This is a genomic window from Homoserinibacter sp. GY 40078 (assembly GCF_008017545.1).
Lineage (GTDB): Bacteria > Actinomycetota > Actinomycetes > Actinomycetales > Microbacteriaceae > Homoserinibacter.
This window is the reverse complement of the sequence record NZ_VRTZ01000001.1, coordinates 1695875-1719802: the sequence shown is the minus strand read 5'-3', so window position 1 is coordinate 1719802 and position 23928 is coordinate 1695875. Positions and strand designations below refer to the sequence as shown.

Sequence of the window (23928 nt, the reverse complement as noted above, 5' to 3'; positions counted from 1 at the left end):
CTCACACCTCCACGTTTCCGACGGCCCGCTCGGTACGCGGATCGAGGGCGTCGCGCAGCGCATCGCCGATGAAGTTGAAGGCCAGCACGACGCTGAAGATCGCAAGCCCCGGGAAGAGCGCGACCCAGTAGTTGTAGAACGCGCGGGCGCCGTCGGCGACCATCGCACCCCACTCGGGCGTGGGCGGCACGGCACCCAGCCCCAGGAAGCTCAGCCCCGACAGCAGCAGGATCGCGTTGCCGAGCTCCAGAGTCGCCACCACGAGGATCGGCCCGATCACGTTGGGAGCGATGTCGCGCAGCAGCGCGCGACCGGCGGACGCGCCGAGCAGGCGCGACGCCTGGATGTAGTTGGCGTCGCGGAGTCCGAGGACGAGCGACCTCGTGACGCGCGCGTAGGCGGGCCAGGAGACCACCACGATCGCGGCGACCGCGTTGAGAAGCGACGGCCCGAGCGCCGCCGAGACGGCCATCGCGAGCACGATCGCGGGGAACGAGAAGAACAGGTCGACGATGCGCATGAGCACGCCGTCGACGACGCCGCCCGCATACCCGGCGATCGCGCCGACCGTCGAGCCGATCGCGAGCGACAGCGCCACCAGCCCGACGGCGACCGGAAGCGAGATCCGGGCCCCGGAAACCACCCGCGAGAACACGTCGCGCCCGACTCCGTCGGTGCCGAACAGGTGCTCCGCCGACGGCGGAAGGTAGCGGGCCGAGTCCTGTGCGATCGGGTCGTAGGGGGCGATGAGCGGCCCGAAGATGACAACCAGCACCCAGAAGGCGACCACGACGAGTCCGATGACCGCGAGCGGGCGACGCCACGCGCGCGGGAGACGCACCCGGCGCATCCGGAAACGGCGGCGGCGGTCGAGTTCGTCGACGGGGTTCGGTGCGGTGGCGGTCATGCGCGGCGGATCCGGGGGTCGATGGCGCCGTAGAGCACGTCGGTCACGAAGTTCACGACGATGTAGACGAGCGCGACGAAGATCGTCACTCCGACGATCGCGGAGAGGTCGAGGGTGGTGGCCGATCGGTAGGCGTAGGAGCCGATACCCGGCCAGGCGAAGATCTGCTCGACGAGCACGGTGCCCGCGAGAAGCGACGCGAACGCGGTGCCGACGATCGTGATGACCGGCACGAGGGCACCGCGCAGCACATGCCCGAAGACGACGGTGCGCGGGGCGAGGCCCTTCGCCTCCGCCGCGCGCACGTACTCCTGCCCCACCACATCCAACACGGACGCGCGGGTGAAGCGCATGAGGAGTCCGACCATCGGCGCCGAGAGCACGAGCGCCGGCAGGATCAGGTGCTCGAACGCCTGCCCGAACAGCGGCAGATCGCCCGCGAGCAGCGCGTCGATGGTGAAGAAGCCGGTGACGTGCGGTGGCGCGGCGACTCCGGCGTCCAGGCGACCGGAACTCGGGAACCAGCGCAGTGTTGTGGAGAAGATCGACGTCGCGACGAGCGCGAACCAGAACAGCGGCACGGAGACGCCGCCGAGGCTGAACGCGCGCAGCACGTTGTCGATCCACGTGTTGTTGCGCAGTGCCGCCACGATGCCGAGGCCCCCACCGACGACGAGCGCGATGACGGTGGCCATAAGAGCGAGTTCGGCCGACGCGGGGCCGAACTGCGCGAGGTCCTCAGTGACGGGGCGATTGCTCTGCAACGACAACCCGAGGTCGCCGCGCACCAGGCCGCCGAGGTAGATGAAGAACTGCTCCCAGATCGGCCTGTCGAGCCCGAGTTCGGCTCGCAGCTTCGCGACGAGCTCGGCGTTCGCCGCGGCTCGCTCTCCGAGACGCGCAGTCAGCGCGTCACCGGGAAGGACGGAGGTCAGAAGGAACGCCACGATCGTCGTCCCCAGCACGAGGAGCAGGGATGCTCCCAGCCGACGCAGGACGAACATCAGCATTCTTCGGGGCCTTTCTGAACGGGAGGAGCGGTGCCGGGGAGGTCAGGCCTCCCCGGCACCGCGCGGATCACTTGCCGATCGCGGCGATATCCAGCTGGAACACCGGGTCGAAGTCGACCTGGCCCACGGCCGTCGTCGCGACGACGGTCGCGGCCGGCTGGAAGAGCGGCACGATGACCGACGCCTCGTTCTCGAGCTTCTGGAAGTCCTGATACAGCGTCTCACGGGTGGCGGCGTCGGTCTCGGTCGAGACCTGGTCCATCACCGACTCGAGTGCCGGATCGCTGCCCTCAGCCCAGCCTGCGCGGAGGCCGACGATCTCGCCCGGTCCGAAGGCCAGGTAGTCCGCCGAGTCCGGGTAGTCCGGGTTCCAGAGCCAGAGGCCCATCTCCTCGGTGCCGTTGCGGTAGTTCTCGAGCGTCGTCGCCACCGGGCCGGGCGCGAGCTCGACCGTGATGCCGACCTCGGCCAGCTGAGCGGCGATGCGCTCGGCGACCGGCCCGAAGTTGATGCCCGCGACCGAGATGTCGTTCGGGTACTCGAGCGAGACGGTCACGTCTCCGCCGAGACGCGCCACTGCTGCCGACGCACGGTCGACGTCGCGCTCCACCGCGGCGTCCTCACCCAGCGCACCCAGGTAGGTGTTCGGGATGATGCCGTAGGCCACGCTCGCGCCGTCTCCGGCGAGCTCGAGGAGGGCGTCGCGATCCAGGCCGTACTTCATCGCCTCGCGGAAGTCGTCGGTCGCGGTCACGTCCGAGACATCCACGTTCGCGTTCGCGAAGAGGAAGAAGATCGTCGGCGAGCTCGAGGTGCTGGTGATGATCTCGTCGTTGCCCTCGAGTGCGCCGAGCTGGTCGGATCCGAGGTCGAGCGCGACATGCGCGGTACCGCTCTGGATGTCCTGCAGCTGCGTCTCAGCCGTGGCGTTGCGGATCACGACGCGGTCGTACTCGGGCGCCTCACCCCAGTACTCCGGGTTGGCGACCAGCACGACCTCGGTCGTCGTGTCGAACGACTCGATCGTGTACGGACCGGAACCGGCCGACGCGGAGTTCAGGTACTCCTCCGCGGTGTCGGTGTCGATCGCGTCCTCGGCGTCGGTGCCGCCGTTCTCCTCGACGACGTCCTTGTTGACGATCCCGAGCGTGGCGCTCGTGAGGATCGCCGGCACGGCGGTGTTCGGAGCCTCGGAGGTGATGACCACCGTGTCCTCGTCAGGCGCCTCGACGCTCAGGCCGGCCATGAGGAACGAGCCGTTTCCCTGGATGTTCTTCACGCGGTCGAGCGAGAACACGACGTCGTCGGAGGTGAGCGGGCTGCCGTCGGAGAACACGATGCCGTCACGGAGGTTGAAGGTGTAGACCGTGGCGTCGTCGTTCACCTCCCACGACTCGGCGACGCTCGGGAGCGGCTCCTCGGCGTTGCCGTCGGCAAAGGTGAGGAGGCTGTCGTACACGGCGTGCAGCACGATGCCGCCCGTCGTCTCGAACATGCGGGCCGGGTCGGCCGTCACGAGGTCGAACGACTTGTCGATCACGAGCGTGTCGGGCGAGTCGGGCGACTCTTCGGCGGGAGCCGAGCAGCCGACCGCGACGAGCGCGACACCGGTGGCGAGGGCGACAAGGCCCCCGATACGGGTGGATGACTTCACAGCGTGTGTCCTTTCAGGATGCGATGCGGTGTGGTGCGGGTGGGATTCAGGAGGGGAGAACGTCTTCGTGGTTGTGTACGACGAGCCAGCGACCATCGCGTCGATGCCACACGCCCGTGTTGCGCACGCGCTCACGGGGCAGCTCTTCCGATGCGAAGACGACCTCGAAGGTGTGCCGCACGAGAGCGATGTCGCCCCAGACGTCGATGACCGGATCGCCCGTCTCGATCGCGACGACCCGGGTCGCCGGGTCGGGTTCGGGGCGGGTGTCACGGAGCGCGTCGAGCCCGTCTCGCGTGGAGACGAGCGGTTCGTGAGCTGTGTCCCAGAGAGTGACGTCCGGCGCGATGTGGGAGTTCGAGCGCTCACGATCGCCATCGAGGTAGGCGTCGTACATGTCGCGCACGGCGCTCCAGATCGCCTGGGCGTCCGGGTGGGTCGGGTCGGTCATCTCGTGGGGGCAGCCTTTCGAGCGTGGTCGATGACCAGAAATCTACCCCGACAGCTTGCTAACGAAAAGTCAAACGCTGTTTCAAGTGTGTAAACGATCTTGAGCAGGGGGTGCAATCTTTACGTTTGATCAACGCACGGACGCAACCCCGTGCCGCGCGAGCCATCCTTCGACGACGTGCATGAATCCCTGAAGATCGTCGCGGAAGACGGAATGACCGGCGCCGGCGAGCGTCTCGACGGTCATCCCGAGGCGGCGCAGCGAGGAGGCCGCCGCATCCGTGATGAGCAAGCTCCGCTCCGCCAGCACGACGAGGCTCGGTGCCGCGAGACGCAGCGGAGGCACGACCGGACGCGTGTCGGCGAAACCGAGGATCGTCCGCTTGTCCCACTCGCGCACCGCCGCGAGCTCATTCTCGACATCCGCCGGACTCCACCGCGGATTCCAGCGCACGAGCGCCGAGCGCCGAGGACGCGGCGCGAGCGCGAAGGCGAGCTTGAAGGCCAAACCGCGCACGCCCCGCGGGAAGGCGAACGCAGGGTCCACGTAGATGGCCGCGCGCGGCGCGAGCCGGTCCGCGGCGAGCGATGCCACGAGCCCGCCGAGCGAGTGCCCCATGACGAGCGCCGGCGGCTTCCGCAGGAGCGGCTCCACGGTCTCGACGACGTCGTCGGCCCACGCGCGTGGGCTGTAGCGACGCGCACGCGGACTGCGACCGTGTCCAGCGAGGTCGACGGCCAGCACCCGGAAGCCGCGGTCGACGAGCTCCGCCGTCACGCGGTCCCAGGCGCGGTGATCCGACATGATGCCGTGGATGAGGATCGCGGTCTGCTCCCCCGCACCGAACTCGTGAACCGCCAGCTGCACGCGACGACCGTACGACTCGAGGCTGAGCACGTGCTCAGCCCCACCTGGGCAAGCGCTCAGGCCTCGGCGCGCGCGCCATCCTCGAGCAGGTGCGCCACGGCCTCGCTCGCCTGCACACGGATGCGGGTGCCGGTCTCCTCGTAGCTCGTCGCGAGCACGTGCGCGCGGTCGTGAGCGAGCGAGACGAGGTCGCCGCGCTCGTAGGGGATCACGATGTCGAGCTCGACATCGGGCTGAGGAAGACGACGCCCGATCTCCTCGAGAAGCTCCTCGACCCCCTCGCCGGTGCGCGCGGAGACGAACACAGAGTCGGGCTCGAGGCCCCGCAGGAGGATGCGACGGTCGGCGTCGGCGAGGTCCGCCTTGGTGAACACGATGAGCTCGGGCACGTCGCGCGCGCCCGCATCGCCGAGGACGTCGCGCACGGTCGCGATCTGCTGCGACGGATCCGGGTGGCTGGCATCGACGACGTGCAGCACGAGATCAGATGCGGCGACCTCTTCGAGCGTCGAGCGGAACGCCTCCACCAGCTGGTGCGGGAGGTTGCGCACGAAACCGACCGTGTCGGCGATCGTGAACATCCGGCCGTCGGGTGTGCGGCTGCGACGCACGGTGGGGTCGAGGGTCGCGAACAGCGCGTTCTCGACGAGCACCCCCGCGCGCGTGATGCGGTTGAGCATGCTCGACTTGCCGGCGTTCGTGTATCCCGCGATGGCGACCGCGGGGACTTCGAAGCGGTCGCGGTTGGCGCGCATGGCCTGACGCGCGGGCGCGAAGCCGCGGATCTGGCGACGCAGCTTCGCCATCCGAGAGTGGATGCGCCGACGATCGAGCTCGATCTTCGTCTCACCGGGACCACGCGAGCCCATGCCGTTTCCGGCGCCCACCTGGCCACCGGCCTGACGGGACATCGACTCACCCCATCCACGCAGACGCGGAAGGAGATATTCGAGCTGCGCGAGTTCGACCTGCGCCTTGCCCTCGCGGGACTTCGCGTGCTGGCTGAAGATGTCGAGGATCACGGCCGTGCGGTCGATGACCTTGACCTTGACGGCGTCCTCCAGCGCACGCCGCTGGCTGGGGGCGAGCTCGGTGTCCGCCACGACGGTGTCTGCGCCGAGCGCGGCCACGATATCCGCGAGCTCGGCGACCTTGCCCCGGCCCAGGTAGGTGGCAGGGTCGGGATGCGGGCGCCGCTGCAGTACGCCATCGAGCACGACCGCGCCTGCCGTCTCGGCGAGCGCGGCGAGCTCGCGCAGGGAGTTCTCGGCGTCCTCGAGCGATTCCGACGGCGAGTACACGCCGATCAGCACAACGTTCTCGAGCCGCACCTGCCGGTATTCGACCTCGGTGACATCCGCGAGCTCGGTGGAGAGCCCTGCGACGCGGCGGAGTGCCGCGCGCTCGGCACGGTCGAACTGCTCGCCATCCTCGTCGCCGCCGGCTGCCGTGACATGATCCTGCAGAGCGGTCGCTCGACCGCCGAATACACGCACTCCCGCGTGCGTGCCCTCGGTGGCGAGGATGCGGTCGAGAGCGTCGCGACCGGCGTCCTCGCCGATCGTGCCCTCGATGTCCTGACGGATCTCGCTCATGTCCGGTTAACCCTAGTCACTCGTTTTCGGTAGGTTCTGTGCATGTCGCCCGAGCATTACTTCTCGTCGACTCCCGCGGGTGAGCCGGTGCTGCGGACGATCTCCGTGCGCCTCGCGGGACGCGATCTCGAGCTGACCACCGCGAACGGCATCTTCAGCCCCGAGCGCGTCGACACCGGCACGCAGGTGCTGCTCGGCAGCACGCCTGCTCCCCCGCCGGGTGGTGATCTGCTCGACATCGGATGCGGCTGGGGCCCGATCGCACTCACGCTCGCCCTCGAGTCGCCCCGCGCGACCGTCTGGGCCATCGACGTGAACGAGAGGGCGCTCGACATGGTGCGCCGGAACGCCGCATCCCTCGGCCTCGACAACATCAACGCCTGCCACCCCGAAGATGTTCCCGCCGATACACGCTTCCGCACGATCTGGTCGAATCCGCCGATCCGGGTGGGTAAGAACGAGCTGCACGCGATGCTCGAGCACTGGCTGCCGCGGCTGGATCTCGCCTCCGACGCGTGGCTCGTCGTGCAGCGCAACCTCGGATCCGACTCGCTCCACCGGTGGCTGCAGGGTGCTCTCCCCGATGACTTCACCGTAACGCGCGCGACGACAGGCAAGGGCTACCGGGTACTGCGCGTCCGGCACCGCTCGGGCACGGATCTCACCGCGCCGATCGACATCATCGGCTGAGGCGTCCGCCTCAGAGTTCGAGAACGCCGTCGTAGACGAGCTCGGCCGGGCCGCTCAGCAAGACATGCGGGCCCTCGGGCGTGTCTGCGACGCGGACACCGAGCTCGCCGCCCGGGACCTGCACCGACCAGGCATCCGGAGCGCCTTCGCCCGCCCAGGAGCGGGTGGCGAGAGCCGCGGCGGCCGCGCCGGTGCCGCACGACAGCGTCTCTCCGCTGCCGCGTTCGTGCACGCGCATCCGGATGCGACCCACGCCGTCCGCGATGAGCGGATCCGACGGGACGACGAATTCGACGTTCGCCCCCGCGGGCGGAGCGGGCTCGACGACGGGAGCGTCCGACAGATCGAGGGCGTCCAGCTCGGCGTCATCCGCGAGCGCGACGACGACGTGCGGATTGCCGACCCCGACCGCGAGGCCGGGACGGTCGACCGCGAGGCGCCGGGCCGCGACCATGGCCTCGCCCGCCACCACGAAGGGGCCGAGGTCGACCTCGAAGCCGTCGACCGTGCGGGTGAGGTCGCGAACACCCCCGCGCGTGCCGATCGGGATGGACTCGCCGACCTCCAGCGAGAGCAGACCCTCTGCCAGCAGGAACGCACCGAACACCCGGATGCCGTTCCCGCACATCTCCGCCGGGCTGCCATCGGCGTTGTGGTAATCCATGAACCACACCGCACCCGGATCCTCGGCGAGCGCCGCGGCCCCTTCGGGCAGCCGAGACGAGCGGACCGCGCGGATGACGCCGTCGCCGCCGACCCCGAAGCGGCGGTCGGCGAGGCCCGCCAGCTGATCTGCGTCGAGTTCGATCTCGCCATCGGGGTCGGCGAACAGGACGAAGTCGTTGCCGGTGCCCTGCCCCTTGGTGAAGGCGATCTCGATTGTCACCCGGGAAGCCTACCGGCGGCCGACTGGACCGCGCCGAACGCCCCGTCCGCCCGCTCCGGGTCGTCGGCGTCGAGCCAGACCGTGTCGGGATCGCGCCGGAACCAGGACACCTGGCGTCGTGCATAGCGACGGGTGAGTGCCTGAGTCTCGGCGATCGCCTGCGCCTCGTCGAGGGCACCGTCGAGCTGCGCGAGCGCCTGCGCGTATCCGATCGCCCGGCTCGCCGTCGTCCCGAGGCCGGCGGGCCGCAAGCCCTCGACCTCGGCGAGGAGGCCCGCCCGCCACATCCGCTCGACGCGGGCATCGAGTCGCGCGATGAGTACGGGCCTCTCGAGACGCAGCCCGACGATGGTGGTGGGCCGCCAGCGGCTGCGCGACTCCGGCAGGCCCGAACCGAAGGGCTCGCCGGTGAGTTCGATGACCTCGAGGGCGCGCACGATCCGCCGCCCGTTGTGCGCCCCGATCGCGGCGGCCGCCTCCGGGTCGAGCGTGCTGAGGCGGCGGTGAAGGATACCGGGTCCCTCTGCTTCGAGCTCGGCCTCGAGCCGTGCGCGGATCCCGGCGTCCGTCCCGGGGAAGCGGAAGTCGTCGATCACGCTGCCGACGTAGAGACCGGATCCGCCGACGAGGATCGGCCAGACGCCTCGACCGAGGATGTCGTCGATGACCGCACGGGCGTCGATCTGGTATCGCGCAACGCTCGCCTCCTCGGACGGCTCGAGCACATCGAGCAGAAGGTGCGGGATGCCGCGCCGCTCGTCGACCGTGAGCTTGGCCGTCCCGATGTCCATGCCGCGGTACAGCTGCATGGCGTCGGCGTTGACGATCTCGGCCCTCTCGCCCACCCGTCCGAGGCGCTCGGCGAGGTCGACCGCGAGTTCCGATTTGCCTGTACCCGTCGCACCGACGACGGCGACGAGTCGGGTCACCCCACCGGGCGCAGACCCGGCAGGCCGAGGCTCACGGCGCGCGTGCCGGTCTCGGGCGTCGGGACAGCGCAGGACTCCGCCTCGGCACGGTCCCACGCGTCGCCCGCTCGCGTGCGGCGGATGGGAAGCTCTGTGCCCGACGCCGCGGCGATCAGGTAGTGCGGGGTCGCCCGAGTGACCTCGACGCTCACGATGTCGCCGGGGCGCGGTATCGCCGACCCGTCGGGAACGTCGACGTGCACGAGGCGATTGTCTTCGGCGCGACCGGAGATGCGGTTGGTCCGGTCGTCGCGGCGGCCTTCACCTGCCGCGACGAGCACCTCGACCCTCGTGCCCACGAGCCGCTGGGCCTCCTCGCCTGAGACGCGCTCCTGGAGTTCGATGAGGCGCTCGTAGCGCTCTTGCACGACTTCCTTCGGCACCTGGTCGGGCATGGTCGCTGCGGGGGTGCCCGGGCGGATGGAGTATTGGAAGGTGAACGCCGACGCGAATCGCGCCTGCTCCACGACGCGCAGCGTCTCGGCGAAGTCCTCTTCGGTTTCGCCCGGGAATCCGACGATGATGTCGGTCGAGATCGCGGCGTGCGGGATACGGGTGCGGACGCGGTCGAGGATGCCGAGGAACCGCTCGGATCGGTAGGAGCGTCGCATCGCGCGGAGAATCCGGTCGGATCCCGACTGCAGCGGCATGTGGAGCTGCGGCATGACGACCGGGGTCTCGGCCATCGCCTCGATGACGTCGTCGGTGAAGGCGGCCGGGTGGGGACTCGTGAACCGGAGGCGCTCGAGACCGTCGATCGATCCGGCCGCCCGCAGGAGCTTCCCGAACGCGAGCCGGTCGCCGAACTCGACTCCGTAGGAGTTGACGTTCTGGCCGAGGAGGGTCACCTCGATGGCGCCGTCGGCGACGAGCGCCTCGATCTCGGCGAGGATGTCGCCCGGGCGGCGGTCCTTCTCCTTGCCGCGCAGTGACGGCACGATGCAGAAGGTGCAGGTGTTGTTGCATCCGACCGAGATGGATACCCAGCCGGATGAGGTGGAGTCGCGTCTGGTCGGAAGGGTGGAGGGGAACACGTCGAGAGATTCGAGGATCTCGAGCTGGGCTTCGCCGTTGTGTCGGGCGCGCTCGAGCATCGTCGGGAGGGATCCCATGTTGTGGGTGCCGAATACCACGTCGACCCAGGGCGCCTTCTCGAGGATGACGTTCTTGTCCTTCTGGGCGAGGCATCCGCCGACGGCGATCTGCATGCCGTCGTGCTGACGCTTGCTGTTGGCCAGGTGTCCGAGGGTTCCGTAGAGCTTGTTGTCGGCGTTCTCGCGGACCGCGCAGGTGTTGATGACGACGATGTCGGCTTCGCCGTCTGTCGCCCGGACGTAGCCGGCGGCCTCGAGCGACCCGCTCAGGCGTTCGGAGTCGTGCACGTTCATCTGGCACCCGAAGGTGCGCACCTCGTAGGTGCGGGGGGCGGTTCCGGCGGTCGTGCCGGAGTCGGCGTCGAGCAGCGTCATGGTGGCGACAGTCTACGTCGGGGAGGGCGTGAGGCGCCCTCTCACTGGAGTTCGAGGTCGACCGTGAAATCGCCGTCGGCGAAGGTGCCGGTCGCCCGCATCGGTTCGCCGAGACCCTCGTACTGCCCGAGCATCACGAGGTCGCCGTCGGCGAAGGCGATACGCATCATGACGGTGTCGTCGTCGTGCGACCACACGTCGGTGTCGTCGTCGAAGGTCGACCCGGCGTAGCCGAGTCCGATCGTCCCGTCGGCCTGGAACTCGATGCTCCACCGATCTCCGTCGGAGTCGACGCCCGCCCAGGTCGTTCCGACGAGCTCGTCGGTCTGGGCCGACGTGGCTGTCGGGTCGGGGGTGGCGGTGGGCGTCGCGACAGGCGCGGGCGTCGTGCACGCGGCGAGGGCCGCCACCAGCACCGTGGCAGCCAGGAGCCCACGACCGGTTCGGGCGAGGGATCGGAGGCTCACCTGTCGGAGGTTATCGGAACCGCACCGCAGTGCCCGCGCCCCGCGCGGGGAGAAGCTGATCCACGACGGATCGCACCGTGCTGCCCGAGTATCCCCGCCGAGCGAGGTAACCGCTCAGACGGCGGACGGCCGTGTCGCGGTCGAGGCTCGAGAGCTGGGCGGCACGCTTGCGGCCGACCTCGCGAGCCCGCGCGAGCTCGTCGCCGGTGTCGATCAGTTCGAGGGCGTACTCGATGGCACTGGGAGCCAGCATGCGACGCGCCAACTCGGCGGCGATCGCGCTGCGCCCGAGCCCCTTGCGCTCTTGCAAGGTGCCGACGAGCGTCTGGGCGAGCGCTTCGTCGTCGAGGAGCCCGACGCGCACGAGCCGCTCCGACTCTCGGACGATGGCATCGTCGTCCACGCCCTGATCGCGCAAGACGCGCTCCAGCTCGCGCCGGGAGAGCGGCCGTCGCCCGAGTGCCTTCATCGAGATGCGCTCGACGTCCAGATCGGCGACGGCGATCTCGACATCGGATCCCCACGCGTCGTTCCACTCCGGCGCGACATCTGCCGCAGCCGCGCCGACGGGCACTCCGGAGTCAGATGCCCGGGCGTCGGTCCGTGCGGCGCCCGCCGCCTCGACGGACGACCGGGGGACCGACGCGCGCACCGCCCTCTCGTCAGGGCCGGATGCGGCCCCGAAGAGGTAGGTGACGGGCGCGAGCCGGTCGTCGGTCCCCTCGGTCATGATCCGACCTACTCCCCCGAGGCCTTGCGTGCAGCGAGCTTGTCGCCGAGGGACTCGACGTTATCGCCGAGTCCGTCGTCGACCTTCGCCGCGACGCCGACGCCGAGCTTGGTCAGGATCTTCTGCTCGATCTCGTCGGCCATCTCGGGGTGCTCGATGAGGAACGACCGCGCGTTCTCCTTGCCCTGCCCGAGCTGGTCGCCGTCGTAGGTGTACCAGGCTCCCGACTTGCGCACGATCTCGTGCTCGACGCCGTAGTCGATGAGGCTGCCCTCACGCGAGATGCCGACGCCGTAGAGGATGTCGAACTCCGCCTGCTTGAAGGGCGGCGCCATCTTGTTCTTGACGACCTTGACCCGGGTGCGGTTGCCCACCGCCTCGGTGCCGTCCTTGAGGGTCTCGATGCGGCGGATGTCGAGCCGAACCGAGGCGTAGAACTTGAGCGCCTTACCGCCCGAGGTGGTCTCGGGGCTGCCGAAGAACACGCCCACCTTCTCGCGCAGCTGGTTGATGAAGATCATCGTGGTCTGCGTCTGGTTGAGACCACCCGTGAGCTTGCGGAGAGCCTGCGACATGAGTCGTGCCTGGAGGCCGACGTGGCTGTCGCCCATCTCTCCCTCGATCTCGGCGCGCGGCACGAGGGCGGCGACCGAGTCGACGACGATGAGGTCGATCGAGCCCGACCGCACGAGCATGTCGGCGATCTCGAGCGCCTGCTCACCGGTGTCGGGCTGCGACACGAGCAGCGCGTCGATGTCGACGCCGAGCTTCTTGGCGTACTCGGGGTCGAGGGCGTGCTCCGCGTCGATGAACGCCGCGATGCCGCCGGCCCGCTGCGCGTTCGCGATCGCGTGCAGCGTGAGCGTGGTCTTACCGGAGGACTCCGGTCCGTAGATCTCGACGATGCGGCCACGAGGAAGACCGCCGATGCCGAGAGCGACATCGAGGGCGATGGAGCCCGTGGGGACGACGGCGACCGGGGCGCGCTCGTCGCTCCCGAGCCGCATGACGGTTCCCTTGCCGAATTGACGGTCGATCTGGGCGAGGGCCGTCTCGAGGGCCTTCTCGCGATCTGCAGGTGTAGGCATGTGCCCGGTCTCCTTCTTTTTCGTGTTCCGCGCGCCCATAGGCTGTCGTCCCTGCGCCGACCGATGGTGCCAGGCCTGCGCCCTTTCGACAGGGCTGTCTCCGTGTGGGACAGGGCCGACGTTACGCCCGACCTCCGACATCGCATCGGAGTGACAGGCGGAACTGTCGACGACTCTTCTTCGACGGATCCTGTGGAGGAGACTAGCGAGAATCGAACCGATGTTCGAACAATCCGCGGCGTGTCGCGCGGCGGATCACTGCGGCGGATCGCCGAGACCGACCCCGTGCCAGCGCTCACGCGGCACATCCTGTGCGCGGCACAGCGCCAGCCACACCCGCCCGGCGGGCACGCCATCCGCGAGGGCGACCGCGGGAGTGCGGTTGCCGAGCTCCACCAGGACGGTGTCGCGCACGAGCACACGGCCGAAACCCGCGCCGAACTCGCCCTCGACCGCCCGCTGGAACTCGCTCGCCTTCATCCGCTTCAGGCTAACGAGCCCGGACGATCCCCGCAGACGACGACGCCCCGACCATCGGCCGGGGCGTCGCAAGACGGGACGTCAGCGGACCGCGAGATCCGCATCGAACTGCGCGACGAGGTCGTCGGGCAGCGTGTCGGGCACGGTATTGATGCCCTCGATCACCGCGAGCCGGTCTCCGACCTCGCGCATGATCGTCGAGACCGGGGTGTCGAGCGCCTCGGCGACGGAGGCGAGGATCTCGGAGCTGGCCTCCTTCTGACCACGCTCCACCTCGCTCAGATACCCGAGGGCCACGCTCGCGCGGCTCGCGACCTGACGCAGGGTCAACGCCTTCTGGAGACGTACGTCGCGGAGGACGTCACCGAGTTCCTGACGAACCAGAACCATGATGTGTTCCTCCTTCTCTGCTGACCGGCGGAGCTCCGGGGGGCTCAGGCTACCCGGATGATGCAAAAACTCTAAATCCTGCTGGCTTGGATCCCGCCGTGAAGACACCACATGTAACGAGATCGAAACCGCGGATTATTCCCGGGGCTCGAGCGGGTTCGCGTGCGGGATCCCGAGGTGGTCCGCAAGCAGCTCGAGCGCGCCGTCGACCGCCGCCTCGCGAACCGCGGCGCGGTCTCCGACGACGAGGAGCCCGCGGTCGTCCTGCGCGATCTGAGAGGAGTATCCGATCCAGACCGTGCCGGGTGGATGGCCGTCCTGCGACTCGGGACCCGCCACGCCCGTCGTCGAGACACCGTGCTCGGCCACGCGACCGTCGACCACGAGGCGCTCCCGAGCTCCGGCCGCCATCTGCCTCGCCACCTGCGGATCCACGGCGCCGCGCTCGGCGAGCAGCGCGCCGTCGACGTAGAGGACACTCGCCTTGAGAGGCGTCGCGTAGGCGACCACTCCCCCGACGAGCACGGCGGAAGCGCCCGGCACATCGACGAGCGCGGCCGTGAGCATACCGCCGGTCAGCGACTCGGCCACGGCCAGGTGCTCACCGCGCCGCGTCAGCTCCGCGACGATGCGCTCCGCGAGCGGCCGCGTCATCGGCGCTGCCTGCTCACCCGCCAGGCACTCCAGAGATACTCGACCCCGCTCACGACCGTGAGCACGAGTGCTGCGCCCATGAGCACCGCATTGACCACGTGCACCCAATCGCCGAGCAGCGTCCACAGCGGCACGAGCGCGAACGACACCGCCACCGCCTGCACGACGGTCTTGACCTTGCCGAGGAATCCCGCGGGGATCACGTGGTCGCGCAGCATGAGGAAGCGGAAGATCGTGATGCCGAACTCGCGCACGAGGATCACGATCGCCACCCACGGCCACAGCTCACCCAGCACCGCGAGCGCGACGAGGGCCGCACCGACGAGGATCTTGTCGGCGATCGGGTCGACGAGCTTCCCGAAGTCGGTCACGAGGTTGCGGCTGCGGGCGACGAACCCGTCCACCGAGTCCGTCGTGATCGACAGGATGAACAGCACCGCGGCGACCCAGCGCCAGACGCCCAGCTCCCCGCCGTCGAGGATCATGAGCCACACGAAGACCGGCGCGAGCAGGATGCGCACGACGGTGATGATGTTCGCGATGTTGCCCATGCTCGCGGGGGTCTCCCCCGCGCTCACAACACGACCCCGCATGGGGTTCACGCGGCTGCTCTTGCCGGATGCGCCCTCGGGCGCCGGATCCGAGACGGCCACGCGCTACTCCCTGCCGGTCAGCCCCCAGGCGTCCTCGTCTGAGGAGCCCTCCTCGACAGGATAGCCGTCGAACTGGGCGTCGACGGGGTCGGGCGACCCCGTAGGCGACCCCGCAGGCGCTGCGCTCGACGCCGGGGACGACGGCCCGGGAGCGGCGGGCGCCGCGGCGCCGGGAGGTTCCTCACCGCGCAGACGGGCGAGCACACCGGGCAGCTGCTCGGGCGTCACGAGGACGTCGCGGGCCTTCGACCCCTCGGAGGGGCCGACGATCTCGCGCGACTCGAGCAGGTCCATGAGACGCCCGGCCTTCGCGAACCCGACACGCAGCTTGCGCTGCAGCATCGAGGTCGAGCCGAACTGGGTGTTCACGACGAGAGTCGCCGCCTCGAGCAGGAGTTCGAGGTCGTCACCGATGTCGGCGTCGACCTCCTTCTTCTCGACGACCGCGGCCACATCCTGGCGGTACTCGGGCCGCGCCTGATCCGTCACGTGCTTGACGACCGCGTGGACCTCGTCCTCGGTGACCCACGCGCCCTGCACCCGGATGGCCTTCGAGGCGCCCATCGGCAGGAACAGGCCATCGCCCTGGCCGATGAGCTTGTCGGCACCCGGCTGATCGAGGATCACGCGACTGTCGGTCATGCTCGACACCGCGAACGCCAGACGGCTGGGCACGTTCGCCTTGATGAGGCCGGTGACGACGTCGACCGAGGGCCGCTGCGTCGCGAGCACGAGGTGGATGCCGGATGCGCGGGCGAGCTGGGTGATGCGCACGATCGAGTCCTCGACGTCACGAGGCGCGACCATCATCAGATCGGCGAGCTCGTCGACGACGACGAGCAGATACGGATACGGCTGCAACACCCGCTCCGATCCCGCCGGGAGCACGATCTCGTCCGCGAGCACGGCGCGGTTGAAGTCGTCGATGTGACGGAAGCCGAACGACGCGAGGTCGTCGTAGCGCATGTCCATCTCCTTCACGACCCACTGCAGCGCCTCGGCCGCCTTCTTGGGGTTCGTGATGATGGGGGTGATGAGGTGCGGTACACCCTGGTACGCGGCGAGCTCCACGCGCTTCGGGTCGACGAGCACCATGCGCACGTCGGCGGGCTTCGCCCGCATGAGCACACTCGTGATCATCGAGTTGATGAAGCTCGACTTGCCGGAGCCGGTGGAGCCCGCGACGAGAAGGTGCGGCATCTTGGCGAGGTTCGCGACGACGAACCCGCCCTCGACGTCCTTGCCGAGTCCGATCGTGAGCGGGTGGTTGCTCTTGGACGCGGGGCCGGATCGCAGAACGTCGCCGAGCGACACGATCTCGCGGTCGCGGTTGGGGATCTCGACGCCGATCGCGCTCTTGCCCGGGATCGGCGAGAGGATGTTGACCTCGTTCGAGGCGACGGCGTACGAGAGGTTGCGGCTGAGGGCCGTGACGCGCTCGACCTTGACACCCGGTCCGAGCTCGATCTCGTAGCGCGTGACGGACGGCCCGCGGGTGAACCCGGTGACCTTCGCATCGACCTGGAACTGCGTGAGCACGTTCGTGATCGCGGCGATGATCTCGTCGTTGGCCGCGGTCCGCGCCTTCGGCGGGGTGCCGGGCGCGAGCACCGAGGCCGCCGGGAGGCGGTACGGCCGCTTCGACGTGGGCGGTGCCGCCTGAGACGCCGGAGCGAGGTCCAGCTCGACCGGGGCCCCCGGCGTGCCTCCACCCGTCGGGGCGTCATCGAGCAGCGTGGTCGCCCGCGCGTCGGTCTCGACCTCGCCCGTGAAGCGCTCGACCGCCTCCTCGGCGCGGACGAGCTCCTCGAGGAGCTCGACTCCGAACTCGGGCGTGGGTTCGATGATCTCGGTCTCGAGCTCGCGGCCGACCACCGGGGTGTCGAACGCGGCGCCCTCATCGCGGGGCTTGTTACGGCGCCACCACGGCATCGACCCCGGATCTTCGGGCTCGAATCCGAGGTCGGAGAGCGTGCCGAATTCAGTCGTCGTGTCGTTCCCGCCACGCGCCGACTTCGCCGGCTTCGCCGCCGGCTCCGGAAGCTCCGCGCCGAAGAGATATGCGTAGAGCTCACGGAGACGATGGCCGATGCGGTTCGGCGGAGTCTTGGTGAGGATGAACAGCGAGAGCGCGAGCAGCGCCGCCGAGATGAGTGCGGCGAGCCACGCGAGACCGACGACGGCGAGCGGCCAGGTGACGATCCACCCGACGATGCCTCCGCCGGCGGCGAGCGCTGCGGCGCCATCCGATGGGGCCGGCATGCCTCCGAAGACCTGGCAGAGCGCTGCGAGGCTGCCGATCAGGAGCACGAGCCCGACGCCGATGCGGCCGTTGTCGTGGACGCTCGACGGGTGGCGGAAGAGCCATACGGCCAGCACGACGAGGATCACGGGGAGCGCGAAGGCGACGCGCCCCACGAGCCCCCCGAAGCCGAAGATGTCGAGGGCACGGGCGACGTCGTTGCCGGGGGCGAACCATTCGACGACGGCTGTTGCGATCGCGAGCACGAAGAACAGGAACGGCACGCCGTCTCGGCGCTCGTCCTTGGCGAGGTCCTCCTTGCCGAAGAGCCGCGCCCCGGCGCCCACGGCGTGCGCCATCCCGAGCCACGCGGCCGTGAGGATGCCGTGGCTGGGCTCGGGTGCGCGCTTCGCGGGCAGTTTGCGAGTGCCCTGAGGACCGCGCGACGAAGAGCCGCGCGAGGACGTGCCCGTGCGGGCGCGCGAGGACGTCGACCGGGTGCTCGTGGCCATGCGATCACGCTAACGGGCCCCTCGGACCTCGCCGCGGAAGACCTGCGGCGTGCCCGCGGATCCCGTGCGGCGCGGGCCGCGCGATCAGGCCTCGATGACGACCGGGATGATCATCGGGCGGCGACGGTGCTGGGTGTTCACCCAGCGCCCCACGGTGCGCCGAACGGCCTGGCTGTAGCCGTGCTGGTCGGTCACCCCGTTGTTCGAGGCCTCGAGAAGCGCCGCGACGATCTGGGGGCGCACGCTGTCGAACACGGAGTCGTCCTCCGCGAAGCCGCGCGCCTGGATCTCCGGGCCCACGATCGCCTTGCCGGTCTGGCGGTCAACCGCCACGAAGATCGAGATGAACCCCTCCTCGGCGAGGATCCGGCGGTCCTTCAGATCGGCATCCGTGATCTCGCCCACGGTCGAGCCGTCGACGTACACGTATCCGACGTCGAGATGCCCCGCGACGCGGGCAACGCCGTCGGCGAGGTCGATGATGATGCCGTTCTCGGCGACGATCGTGCGCTCGCGCGGCACGCCCGTCTCGACCGCGAGGTCGGCCGAGGCCGTCAGGTGCCGGTACTCGCCGTGAACCGGGAAGACATTGCTCGGCTTCACGATGTTGTAGCAGTAGAGCAGCTCGCCCGCGGCCGCGTGCCCGGAGACGTGCACGCGCGCCGAGCCCTTGTGAACGACGTTCGCGCCGAGCTTCGTGAGACCGTTGATCACGCGGTACACGGCGTTCTCGTTGCCGGGAATGAGGCTCGACGCGAGGATCACGGTGTCGCCGTGCCCGACCTCGATGCGGTGGTCGTTGTTCGCCATGCGCGCGAGCACCGCCATCGGCTCGCCCTGCGATCCAGTGCTCATGAACACGACGCGGTCGTCGGGCAGCTCGAGCGCGGTCTTCAGGTCGACGAGAACGCCCTCCGGCACCCGGAGGTAACCGAGGTCGGCCGCGATGCCCATGTTGCGCACCATCGAGCGCCCGACGAGTGCGACGACGCGGCCGTTCGCGACCGCCGCGTCGAGCACCTGCTGCACGCGGTGCACGTGGCTCGAGAAGCTCGCGACGATGACGCGCTGCGGCGACTTCGCGATCACGGACTCGATGATGGGGCCGATGTCGCGCTCGAGCGGGGTGAACCCCGGGACATCCGCGTTGGTCGAATCGGGGACGAAGAGGTCGACGCCCTCCTCGCCGAGCCGCGCGAACGCACGCAGGTCGGTGATGCGTCCGTCGAGCGGAAGCTGGTCCATCTTGAAGTCGCCCGTGTGCAGCACGAGTCCCGCCTCGGTGCGGATCGCGACTGCGAGCGCATCGGGGATCGAGTGGTTCACGGCCACGAACTCGAGATCGAACGGTCCGAGCGTGATGCGCTGGCCCTCGGCGACGACGTGCGGGAGCGGTGTGATCCGGTGCTCCTTGAGCTTCGCCTCGACGAGCGCGAGCGTCAGGCGCGATCCGTAGATCGGGATGTCGTCGCGGAGCTTCAGCAGGTACGGCACGGCGCCGATGTGATCCTCGTGGCCGTGGGTCAGTACGACCGCCTCGATGTCGTCGAGACGATCCCGGATCGGCGCGAAGTCGGGAAGGATCAGGTCGACGCCCGGGTGGTGCTCCTCCGGGAACAGCACACCCGCGTCGACGACGAGCAGGCGACCGCCGAACTCGTAGACCATCATGTTGCGGCCGACCTCGCCGACGCCCCCGAGCGGGAGGAGTCGGAGGGTTCCCGGAGCGAGCTCGACCGGGTCGTACACGTCGATGGCCAATGCGGCCTCCTTTTAGCGGGTGGTGCCGGCGACCTTCGGGAGCGCACCGCCCGCGGCGGCGTTCCTGTCCGGTCGGAAGTTGCGGAAGTCGACGCCGTCGATCTGCTTGACGAGCGCGATCTCATCCTCGATGAGAGCGGCCTCGGACTCCTCGGGGCCGACGAGCGGAAGACGCACGCGCGGGCTCGAGATGCGGCCCAGGCCGTGAAGGATGTACTTGGTGGCGACGGTGCCGGGCACGTGGGTCATGGTGGCGCGCACGAGGGGCTCGAGCGCCCGGTGCGCCTCCGTCGCGGTGGCGAGGTCGTTCGCGTTCACCGCGTCGACCATCGTTCGGTACGGGGCGGGCGCGATGTTCGCCGTGACGCCCACGAGGCCCGTGCCCCCGATCGCGAGGGTCGGCAGCGCGTTCGCGTCGTCGCCCGCGAAGTACATGAGGTCCGTCTGGTTGAGCACGCGGCTCACCTCGGAGAGATCGCCCTTCGCGTCCTTCACGGCGCGGATGTTGGGATGTTTCGCGGCACGCAGGATCGTCTCGTAGCGGATCTGCACGCCGGTGCGCCCGGGGATGTCGTAGAGCAGCACGGGCAGGTCGGTGGCGTCGGCGACCATGCGGAAGTGCGTGAGGATGCCCGCCTGCGTGGGCTTGTTGTAGTACGGGGTGACGACCATGATGCCGTCCGCGCCCGCCTTCTCGCTCTTGCGGTAGAGCTCGATCGCGTGGGCGGTCTCGTTCGACCCGCCCCCGGTGATGATCTTGGCGCGGCCGGCGGCCACATCCTTCGCGACCTCCACGAGACGCACCTTCTCGGCATCCGTGAGGGTCGAGGTCTCGCCCGTCGTGCCGGTGACGACGACACCGTCGGCCCCGTGCGTGACGACGTGATCCACGTGCTTCTCGACGTCGGTCCAGTCCACCTCGCCGTCGGTCGTGAACGGAGTCACGAGCGCGACGAGCACCTGTCCGAAGGGGTTCTCTGGCGTCGACACGCCCTCCAGGCTAGCGGGTGGCGCACCGCGCCTTCACACGGAAGAGCCGCCGCCCTAGGGTGAGCAGCAGCATCCGAAAGGTCGCACCATGGAACCCACCACTCCCCGTCTGCTACAGGCCGGCCCTTTCCGGTTCGGATTCGTCGCCGCCACCGGCGTGCTCCTCGCCCTCGCCCTCGGATTCGCCGTCGTCTCGCTCGCCCAAGCGCTGACGCTCATCTTCCTCGCGCTGTTCGTGTCGCTCGGCCTGACCCCGGTCGTTCGGCGGCTCGAGGGATTCGGTATGTCGAAGGTCATCGCCCTGCTCGTCGTACTGGTGGGCTTCCTGCTGCTCGTCGGGCTGCTCATCTGGATCGTCGTGCCCGTCGTCGTGGACGAGCTCGGGAAGCTCATCATCTACCTGCCACAGGGCCTCGACAACATCGAGGAGCAGGACTGGTTCATCTCGCTCAACGAGTCCCTGGGAGGGGTGCTCACCGGGTTCGTCGGGTTGCTGCAGGATGCGGTGGCCGACCCCAACACCTGGCTCACCGTGGGCGGCGGTGCGCTGCGGATCGGGATCGGGGTGATCAACGGGGTGTTCTCGGTGATCTTCGTGGTGGCGCTGACGATCTACTTCGTCGTGGGCCACGAGCCGATGAAGGAGGCGCTGGTGCGGCTCGTTCCCGGCAGCCGACGCCCCGGTTTCCGCCCCATCGCCGACCAGATCATCACCTCGGTCGGCAAGTACCTCAACGGCATGATCATCCTCGCGCTCATGAACGCGACCTTCACGTTCATCGTGCTGACGCTCGCGGGCGTCCGATACGCCGCGCTCGTGGCCGCGCTCGCACTGCCGATCACCTTCATCCCGCTCGTCGGATCCGTGATCTCGGCCATCATCGCGACCACCGTCGCGCTTTTCACCTCTCCGACGGCGGGCCTCGTGACGCTCATCGCGCTGCTCGTCTACATGCAGATCGAGGCGTACGTGCTGACGCCCCGGATCGTGGGCAACGCCATCCAGATCCCCGGGTCCCTCGTGCTGATCGGGGCGCTCATCGGCGGCACCCTCCTCGGTCTGCTCGGCGCTCTCGTCGCCTGCCCCGTCTCGGCCTCGCTTCTGCTCATCGTGAAGAAAGTCGTGATGCCCGCGCAGGACGCGCGGTGAGCGGGGAGACGGTCGCCCTCCTCGTCGTCGCCCTCCACGCCGCGATCGTGCTCGTCGCGGCGGTGTGGATCTCGGCCCGGCGCGCGCCGTCGGCGGCGATCGCGTGGATCCTGGCGATCGCATTCGTCCCGCTCCTCGGGATCGCGTGGTTCCTGCTCGTCGGGGCCGGGCGCCTGCCGCGGGCGCGGCGCGAGAAGCAGCAGGAGGTCAACCGAGCGATGCTCGAGCGCACTCCCGGCGTCTGGGAGACGGGCCACCGCGACGAGTGGCCGGAAGCTCTCTCCTCCGCCGCTGCGCTCAATCGCGAGCTCGGGGCGCTGCCGATGGTCGGCGGCACGACGGCGGCGCTCGAGGGCGACTACGCCGAGACCTTCCGCCGCATGATCGCGGACATCGATGCCGCCGAGCGCGCGGTGAACGTCGAGTTCTACATCCTTGTGCTCGACGACACGACACGACCCTTCGTCGAGGCGCTCGGGCGCGCCTCCGCCCGCGGGGTGTCGGTGCGCGTGCTGAGCGACCATCTCTCCGGGTTCCTGTACCCGCATCGCCGCGCGACCCAGGCGGCGCTCGCCGACGCCGGTGCCGAGTGGCGCGCGATGCTGCCCCTCCGACCCTTCCGCGGCCAGTGGCAACGCGCCGACCTGCGCAATCACCGCAAACTCCTCACCATCGATGGCCGAGTCGGGTGGACGGGTTCGCTCAACCTCATCGACGAGAGCTACCTGAAGCCCTCGAACATCCGTCGCGGGCTGCACTGGAAGGAGCTCATGGTGCGGCTCGAGGGTCCCGTGGTGCGCGAGCTCGACGCGGTGTTCGCAACCGATTGGTACAGCGAGACCGATGAGCTGCTCCCGCTCGACGAGACACCCGTCGAGGTGCCGTCGCCCGCCGCATCCGAGCTCCTCGATGCACAGGTGGTGCCGAGCGGGCCGAGCTTCGAGAACGACAACAACCTCAAGCTCTTCGTCTACCTGCTGCAGAACGCGAGACGCCGGGTGTCGATCACGAGCCCCTACTTCGTGCCCGACGAGTCCACCCAGCTGGCGATCGTCACGGCAGCGTCACGCGGCGTCGCGGTGGAGCTCTTCGTCTCCGAGATCGGCGACCAGGCGCTCGTGCACCACGCGCAGCGCTCCTACTATGAGGCGCTTCTCGCGGCGGGCGTGCGCATCCACCTCTACCGCGCACCCACGGTGCTGCATGCCAAGCATTTCTCGATCGACGACGATGTAGCCGTCATCGGATCGAGCAACATGGACATCCGCTCGTTCAGCCTCAACATGGAGGTCTCGCTGCTCGTGCACGGGCGCGGATTCGTGGACGCGCTACGCGAGGTGGAGGACTCCTACCGGGCGGCCTCGCGCGAGCTGACGCTCGACGAGTGGCGTGGTCGCCCGATGCGCGCCCGGGTGGGCGACGCGCTCGCGCGGCTCACTTCGTCGCTGCAGTAGCCGCGACGCGACGACTAAGGCGCGACGCGCCCGTTCGCCTGGAAGGCCGCATACGTGAGCGGCATGAGCTCGGCCCAGAAGTCCTCCATCTTCTCGGCCACCATCTCGATCTCGCGCTGCGGGAACGAGGGGAAATGCGAGCCCTCGTGCTTCGTGCGCAGCGAGAGGAAGTTCATGAGCGAGCGTGCGTTCATCGTCACGTACATCGACGAGTAGGTCGAGACGGGGAGCACGCCGCGGGCCACCTCACGCGCGATGCCGGCGTCGAGCATCCGCTGATACGCCGCGTACGCGAACTCCGCCGCGGCACGTGACTCCGACGCGGCGATGTCGGTCTGCTCCGGGGTGCCCTCCACGAACTCATAGGCGCCGGGCTTGCCCACCTGCACGAGCCGACGCTCGGGACCCGGCACGTAGAACACCGGACGCAGCTCGCGGTAGCGCCCCGACTCCTCGTTGTAGGAGGCGATGCGGTGCCGCATGAACTCGCGGAACACGAAGATCGGCGCCTGCACGTAAAACGTCATCGAGTTGTGCTCGAAGGGCGAGCCGTGCCGGTCGCGCATCAGGTAGTTGATGAGGCCACGGTCGCGATCGGATGCCTCGGTGCCCGCCGAGGCCGCGTCGAGCGTCTTCTCGCCCTGCGTCGACACGCGCGCGGCGAACAGGACGTCGGAGTCGTGCGCGCTCGATCGGACGAGCTCGACCGTCATGTCGGAACGGAAAAGGGGCGTCTGATCGGGCGTCGTAGCAGGCATCGGGATCACGATATCGGCAGCGCCCGACGCGCGGTCCTGCGGCGCGCCGCCGTGCGTCCGCGACCCTGCCGCGCCGGCTCCCTGCGACCTAGAGTGGGACGA

The 23928-nt window shown here is 69.3% G+C and carries 23 protein-coding genes; 3 read left to right on the top strand and 20 right to left on the bottom strand.

Going from position 1 to position 23928, the window contains the following annotated elements; all coding sequences use genetic code 11:
• Window position 1 precedes the first annotated feature (1 nt).
• The 6 genes from FVQ89_RS08295 to hflX form a co-directional block, all read right to left on the bottom strand.
• On the bottom strand, window positions 2-907 hold the full coding sequence (locus FVQ89_RS08295) for an ABC transporter permease (protein ID WP_255513485.1): 906 nt from the start codon (window positions 905-907) through the stop codon (window positions 2-4).
• Entirely contained in the window at window positions 904-1911 is a 1008-nt protein-coding gene (locus tag FVQ89_RS08290; RefSeq protein ID WP_255513484.1) for an ABC transporter permease, read from the bottom strand. Before FVQ89_RS08290 ends, FVQ89_RS08295 begins: the two co-directional genes overlap by 4 nt.
• A gap of 73 nt (window positions 1912-1984) precedes the next feature.
• Entirely contained in the window at window positions 1985-3571 is a 1587-nt protein-coding gene (locus tag FVQ89_RS08285) for an ABC transporter substrate-binding protein (RefSeq protein ID WP_187264955.1), read from the bottom strand.
• A gap of 46 nt (window positions 3572-3617) precedes the next feature.
• A complete protein-coding gene (locus FVQ89_RS08280; protein WP_147901342.1) occupies window positions 3618-4022 on the bottom strand; it encodes a nuclear transport factor 2 family protein in 405 nt (134 codons plus the stop codon).
• Between the two features lie 129 nt (window positions 4023-4151).
• On the bottom strand, window positions 4152-4889 hold the full coding sequence (locus tag FVQ89_RS08275; protein ID WP_147901341.1) for an alpha/beta fold hydrolase: 738 nt from the start codon (window positions 4887-4889) through the stop codon (window positions 4152-4154).
• Between the two features lie 56 nt (window positions 4890-4945).
• Window positions 4946-6484, bottom strand: coding sequence for a GTPase HflX (gene hflX / locus FVQ89_RS08270; RefSeq protein WP_147901340.1), 1539 nt, complete (start codon window positions 6482-6484; stop codon window positions 4946-4948).
• 42 nt (window positions 6485-6526) lie between these two features.
• Here hflX and FVQ89_RS08265 point away from each other — a divergent pair, with 42 nt between their 5' ends.
• Window positions 6527-7174: a class I SAM-dependent methyltransferase gene (locus tag FVQ89_RS08265; protein ID WP_147901339.1), complete on the top strand. Its 648-nt coding sequence runs from the start codon at window positions 6527-6529 to the stop codon at window positions 7172-7174.
• Between the two features lie 10 nt (window positions 7175-7184).
• On the opposite strand, the gene dapF is transcribed toward FVQ89_RS08265, so the two are convergent.
• The 13 genes from dapF to dapA form a co-directional block, all read right to left on the bottom strand.
• Window positions 7185-8054, bottom strand: coding sequence for a diaminopimelate epimerase (dapF, locus tag FVQ89_RS08260; protein WP_370454459.1), 870 nt, complete (start codon window positions 8052-8054; stop codon window positions 7185-7187).
• Between the two features lie 2 nt (window positions 8055-8056).
• Window positions 8057-8989, bottom strand: a complete 933-nt coding sequence (miaA, locus tag FVQ89_RS08255; protein WP_147901337.1) for a tRNA (adenosine(37)-N6)-dimethylallyltransferase MiaA — start codon at window positions 8987-8989, stop codon at window positions 8057-8059.
• Complete coding sequence (miaB, locus tag FVQ89_RS08250; RefSeq protein ID WP_147901336.1) at window positions 8986-10497, bottom strand: tRNA (N6-isopentenyl adenosine(37)-C2)-methylthiotransferase MiaB; 1512 nt, start codon at window positions 10495-10497, stop codon at window positions 8986-8988. The genes miaA and miaB overlap by 4 nt, the downstream gene beginning before the upstream one ends.
• A gap of 41 nt (window positions 10498-10538) precedes the next feature.
• The gene (locus tag FVQ89_RS08245) at window positions 10539-10964 is read right to left on the bottom strand and encodes a hypothetical protein (protein ID WP_147901335.1); all 426 of its coding nucleotides are present in this window, start codon (window positions 10962-10964) and stop codon (window positions 10539-10541) included.
• A 10-nt stretch (window positions 10965-10974) separates the two neighbouring features.
• Entirely contained in the window at window positions 10975-11694 is a 720-nt protein-coding gene (locus tag FVQ89_RS08240; RefSeq protein WP_147901334.1) for a regulatory protein RecX, read from the bottom strand.
• An 8-nt stretch (window positions 11695-11702) separates the two neighbouring features.
• Window positions 11703-12782, bottom strand: coding sequence for a recombinase RecA (recA, locus tag FVQ89_RS08235; protein ID WP_147901333.1), 1080 nt, complete (start codon window positions 12780-12782; stop codon window positions 11703-11705).
• A gap of 255 nt (window positions 12783-13037) precedes the next feature.
• Window positions 13038-13262: a DUF3046 domain-containing protein gene (locus FVQ89_RS08230; RefSeq protein WP_187264954.1), complete on the bottom strand. Its 225-nt coding sequence runs from the start codon at window positions 13260-13262 to the stop codon at window positions 13038-13040.
• 81 nt (window positions 13263-13343) lie between these two features.
• Window positions 13344-13652, bottom strand: coding sequence for a helix-turn-helix domain-containing protein (locus FVQ89_RS08225; protein WP_147901332.1), 309 nt, complete (start codon window positions 13650-13652; stop codon window positions 13344-13346).
• A gap of 135 nt (window positions 13653-13787) precedes the next feature.
• Window positions 13788-14306 (bottom strand): CinA family protein, encoded by a 519-nt coding sequence (locus FVQ89_RS08220; RefSeq protein ID WP_147901331.1) that lies wholly within the window; start codon window positions 14304-14306, stop codon window positions 13788-13790.
• Entirely contained in the window at window positions 14303-14899 is a 597-nt protein-coding gene (gene pgsA / locus FVQ89_RS08215) for a CDP-diacylglycerol--glycerol-3-phosphate 3-phosphatidyltransferase (protein WP_187264976.1), read from the bottom strand. Before pgsA ends, FVQ89_RS08220 begins: the two co-directional genes overlap by 4 nt.
• Window positions 14900-14962: 63 nt before the next feature.
• Entirely contained in the window at window positions 14963-17713 is a 2751-nt protein-coding gene (locus tag FVQ89_RS08210) for a DNA translocase FtsK (protein WP_147901330.1), read from the bottom strand.
• Between the two features lie 84 nt (window positions 17714-17797).
• Entirely contained in the window at window positions 17798-19474 is a 1677-nt protein-coding gene (locus FVQ89_RS08205; protein WP_147901329.1) for a ribonuclease J, read from the bottom strand.
• Between the two features lie 12 nt (window positions 19475-19486).
• A complete protein-coding gene (gene dapA, locus FVQ89_RS08200; protein WP_147901328.1) occupies window positions 19487-20464 on the bottom strand; it encodes a 4-hydroxy-tetrahydrodipicolinate synthase in 978 nt (325 codons plus the stop codon).
• A gap of 88 nt (window positions 20465-20552) precedes the next feature.
• Between dapA and FVQ89_RS08195 the strand changes: the two genes are divergently transcribed.
• A complete protein-coding gene (locus FVQ89_RS08195; RefSeq protein WP_147901327.1) occupies window positions 20553-21614 on the top strand; it encodes an AI-2E family transporter in 1062 nt (353 codons plus the stop codon).
• Complete coding sequence (cls, locus tag FVQ89_RS08190; RefSeq protein ID WP_147901326.1) at window positions 21611-23068, top strand: cardiolipin synthase; 1458 nt, start codon at window positions 21611-21613, stop codon at window positions 23066-23068. The genes FVQ89_RS08195 and cls overlap by 4 nt, the downstream gene beginning before the upstream one ends.
• A gap of 14 nt (window positions 23069-23082) precedes the next feature.
• Here cls and thyX read toward each other — a convergent pair whose 3' ends face one another.
• Window positions 23083-23826, bottom strand: a complete 744-nt coding sequence (thyX, locus tag FVQ89_RS08185) for an FAD-dependent thymidylate synthase (protein WP_147901325.1) — start codon at window positions 23824-23826, stop codon at window positions 23083-23085.
• Window positions 23827-23928: the final 102 nt, after the last annotated feature.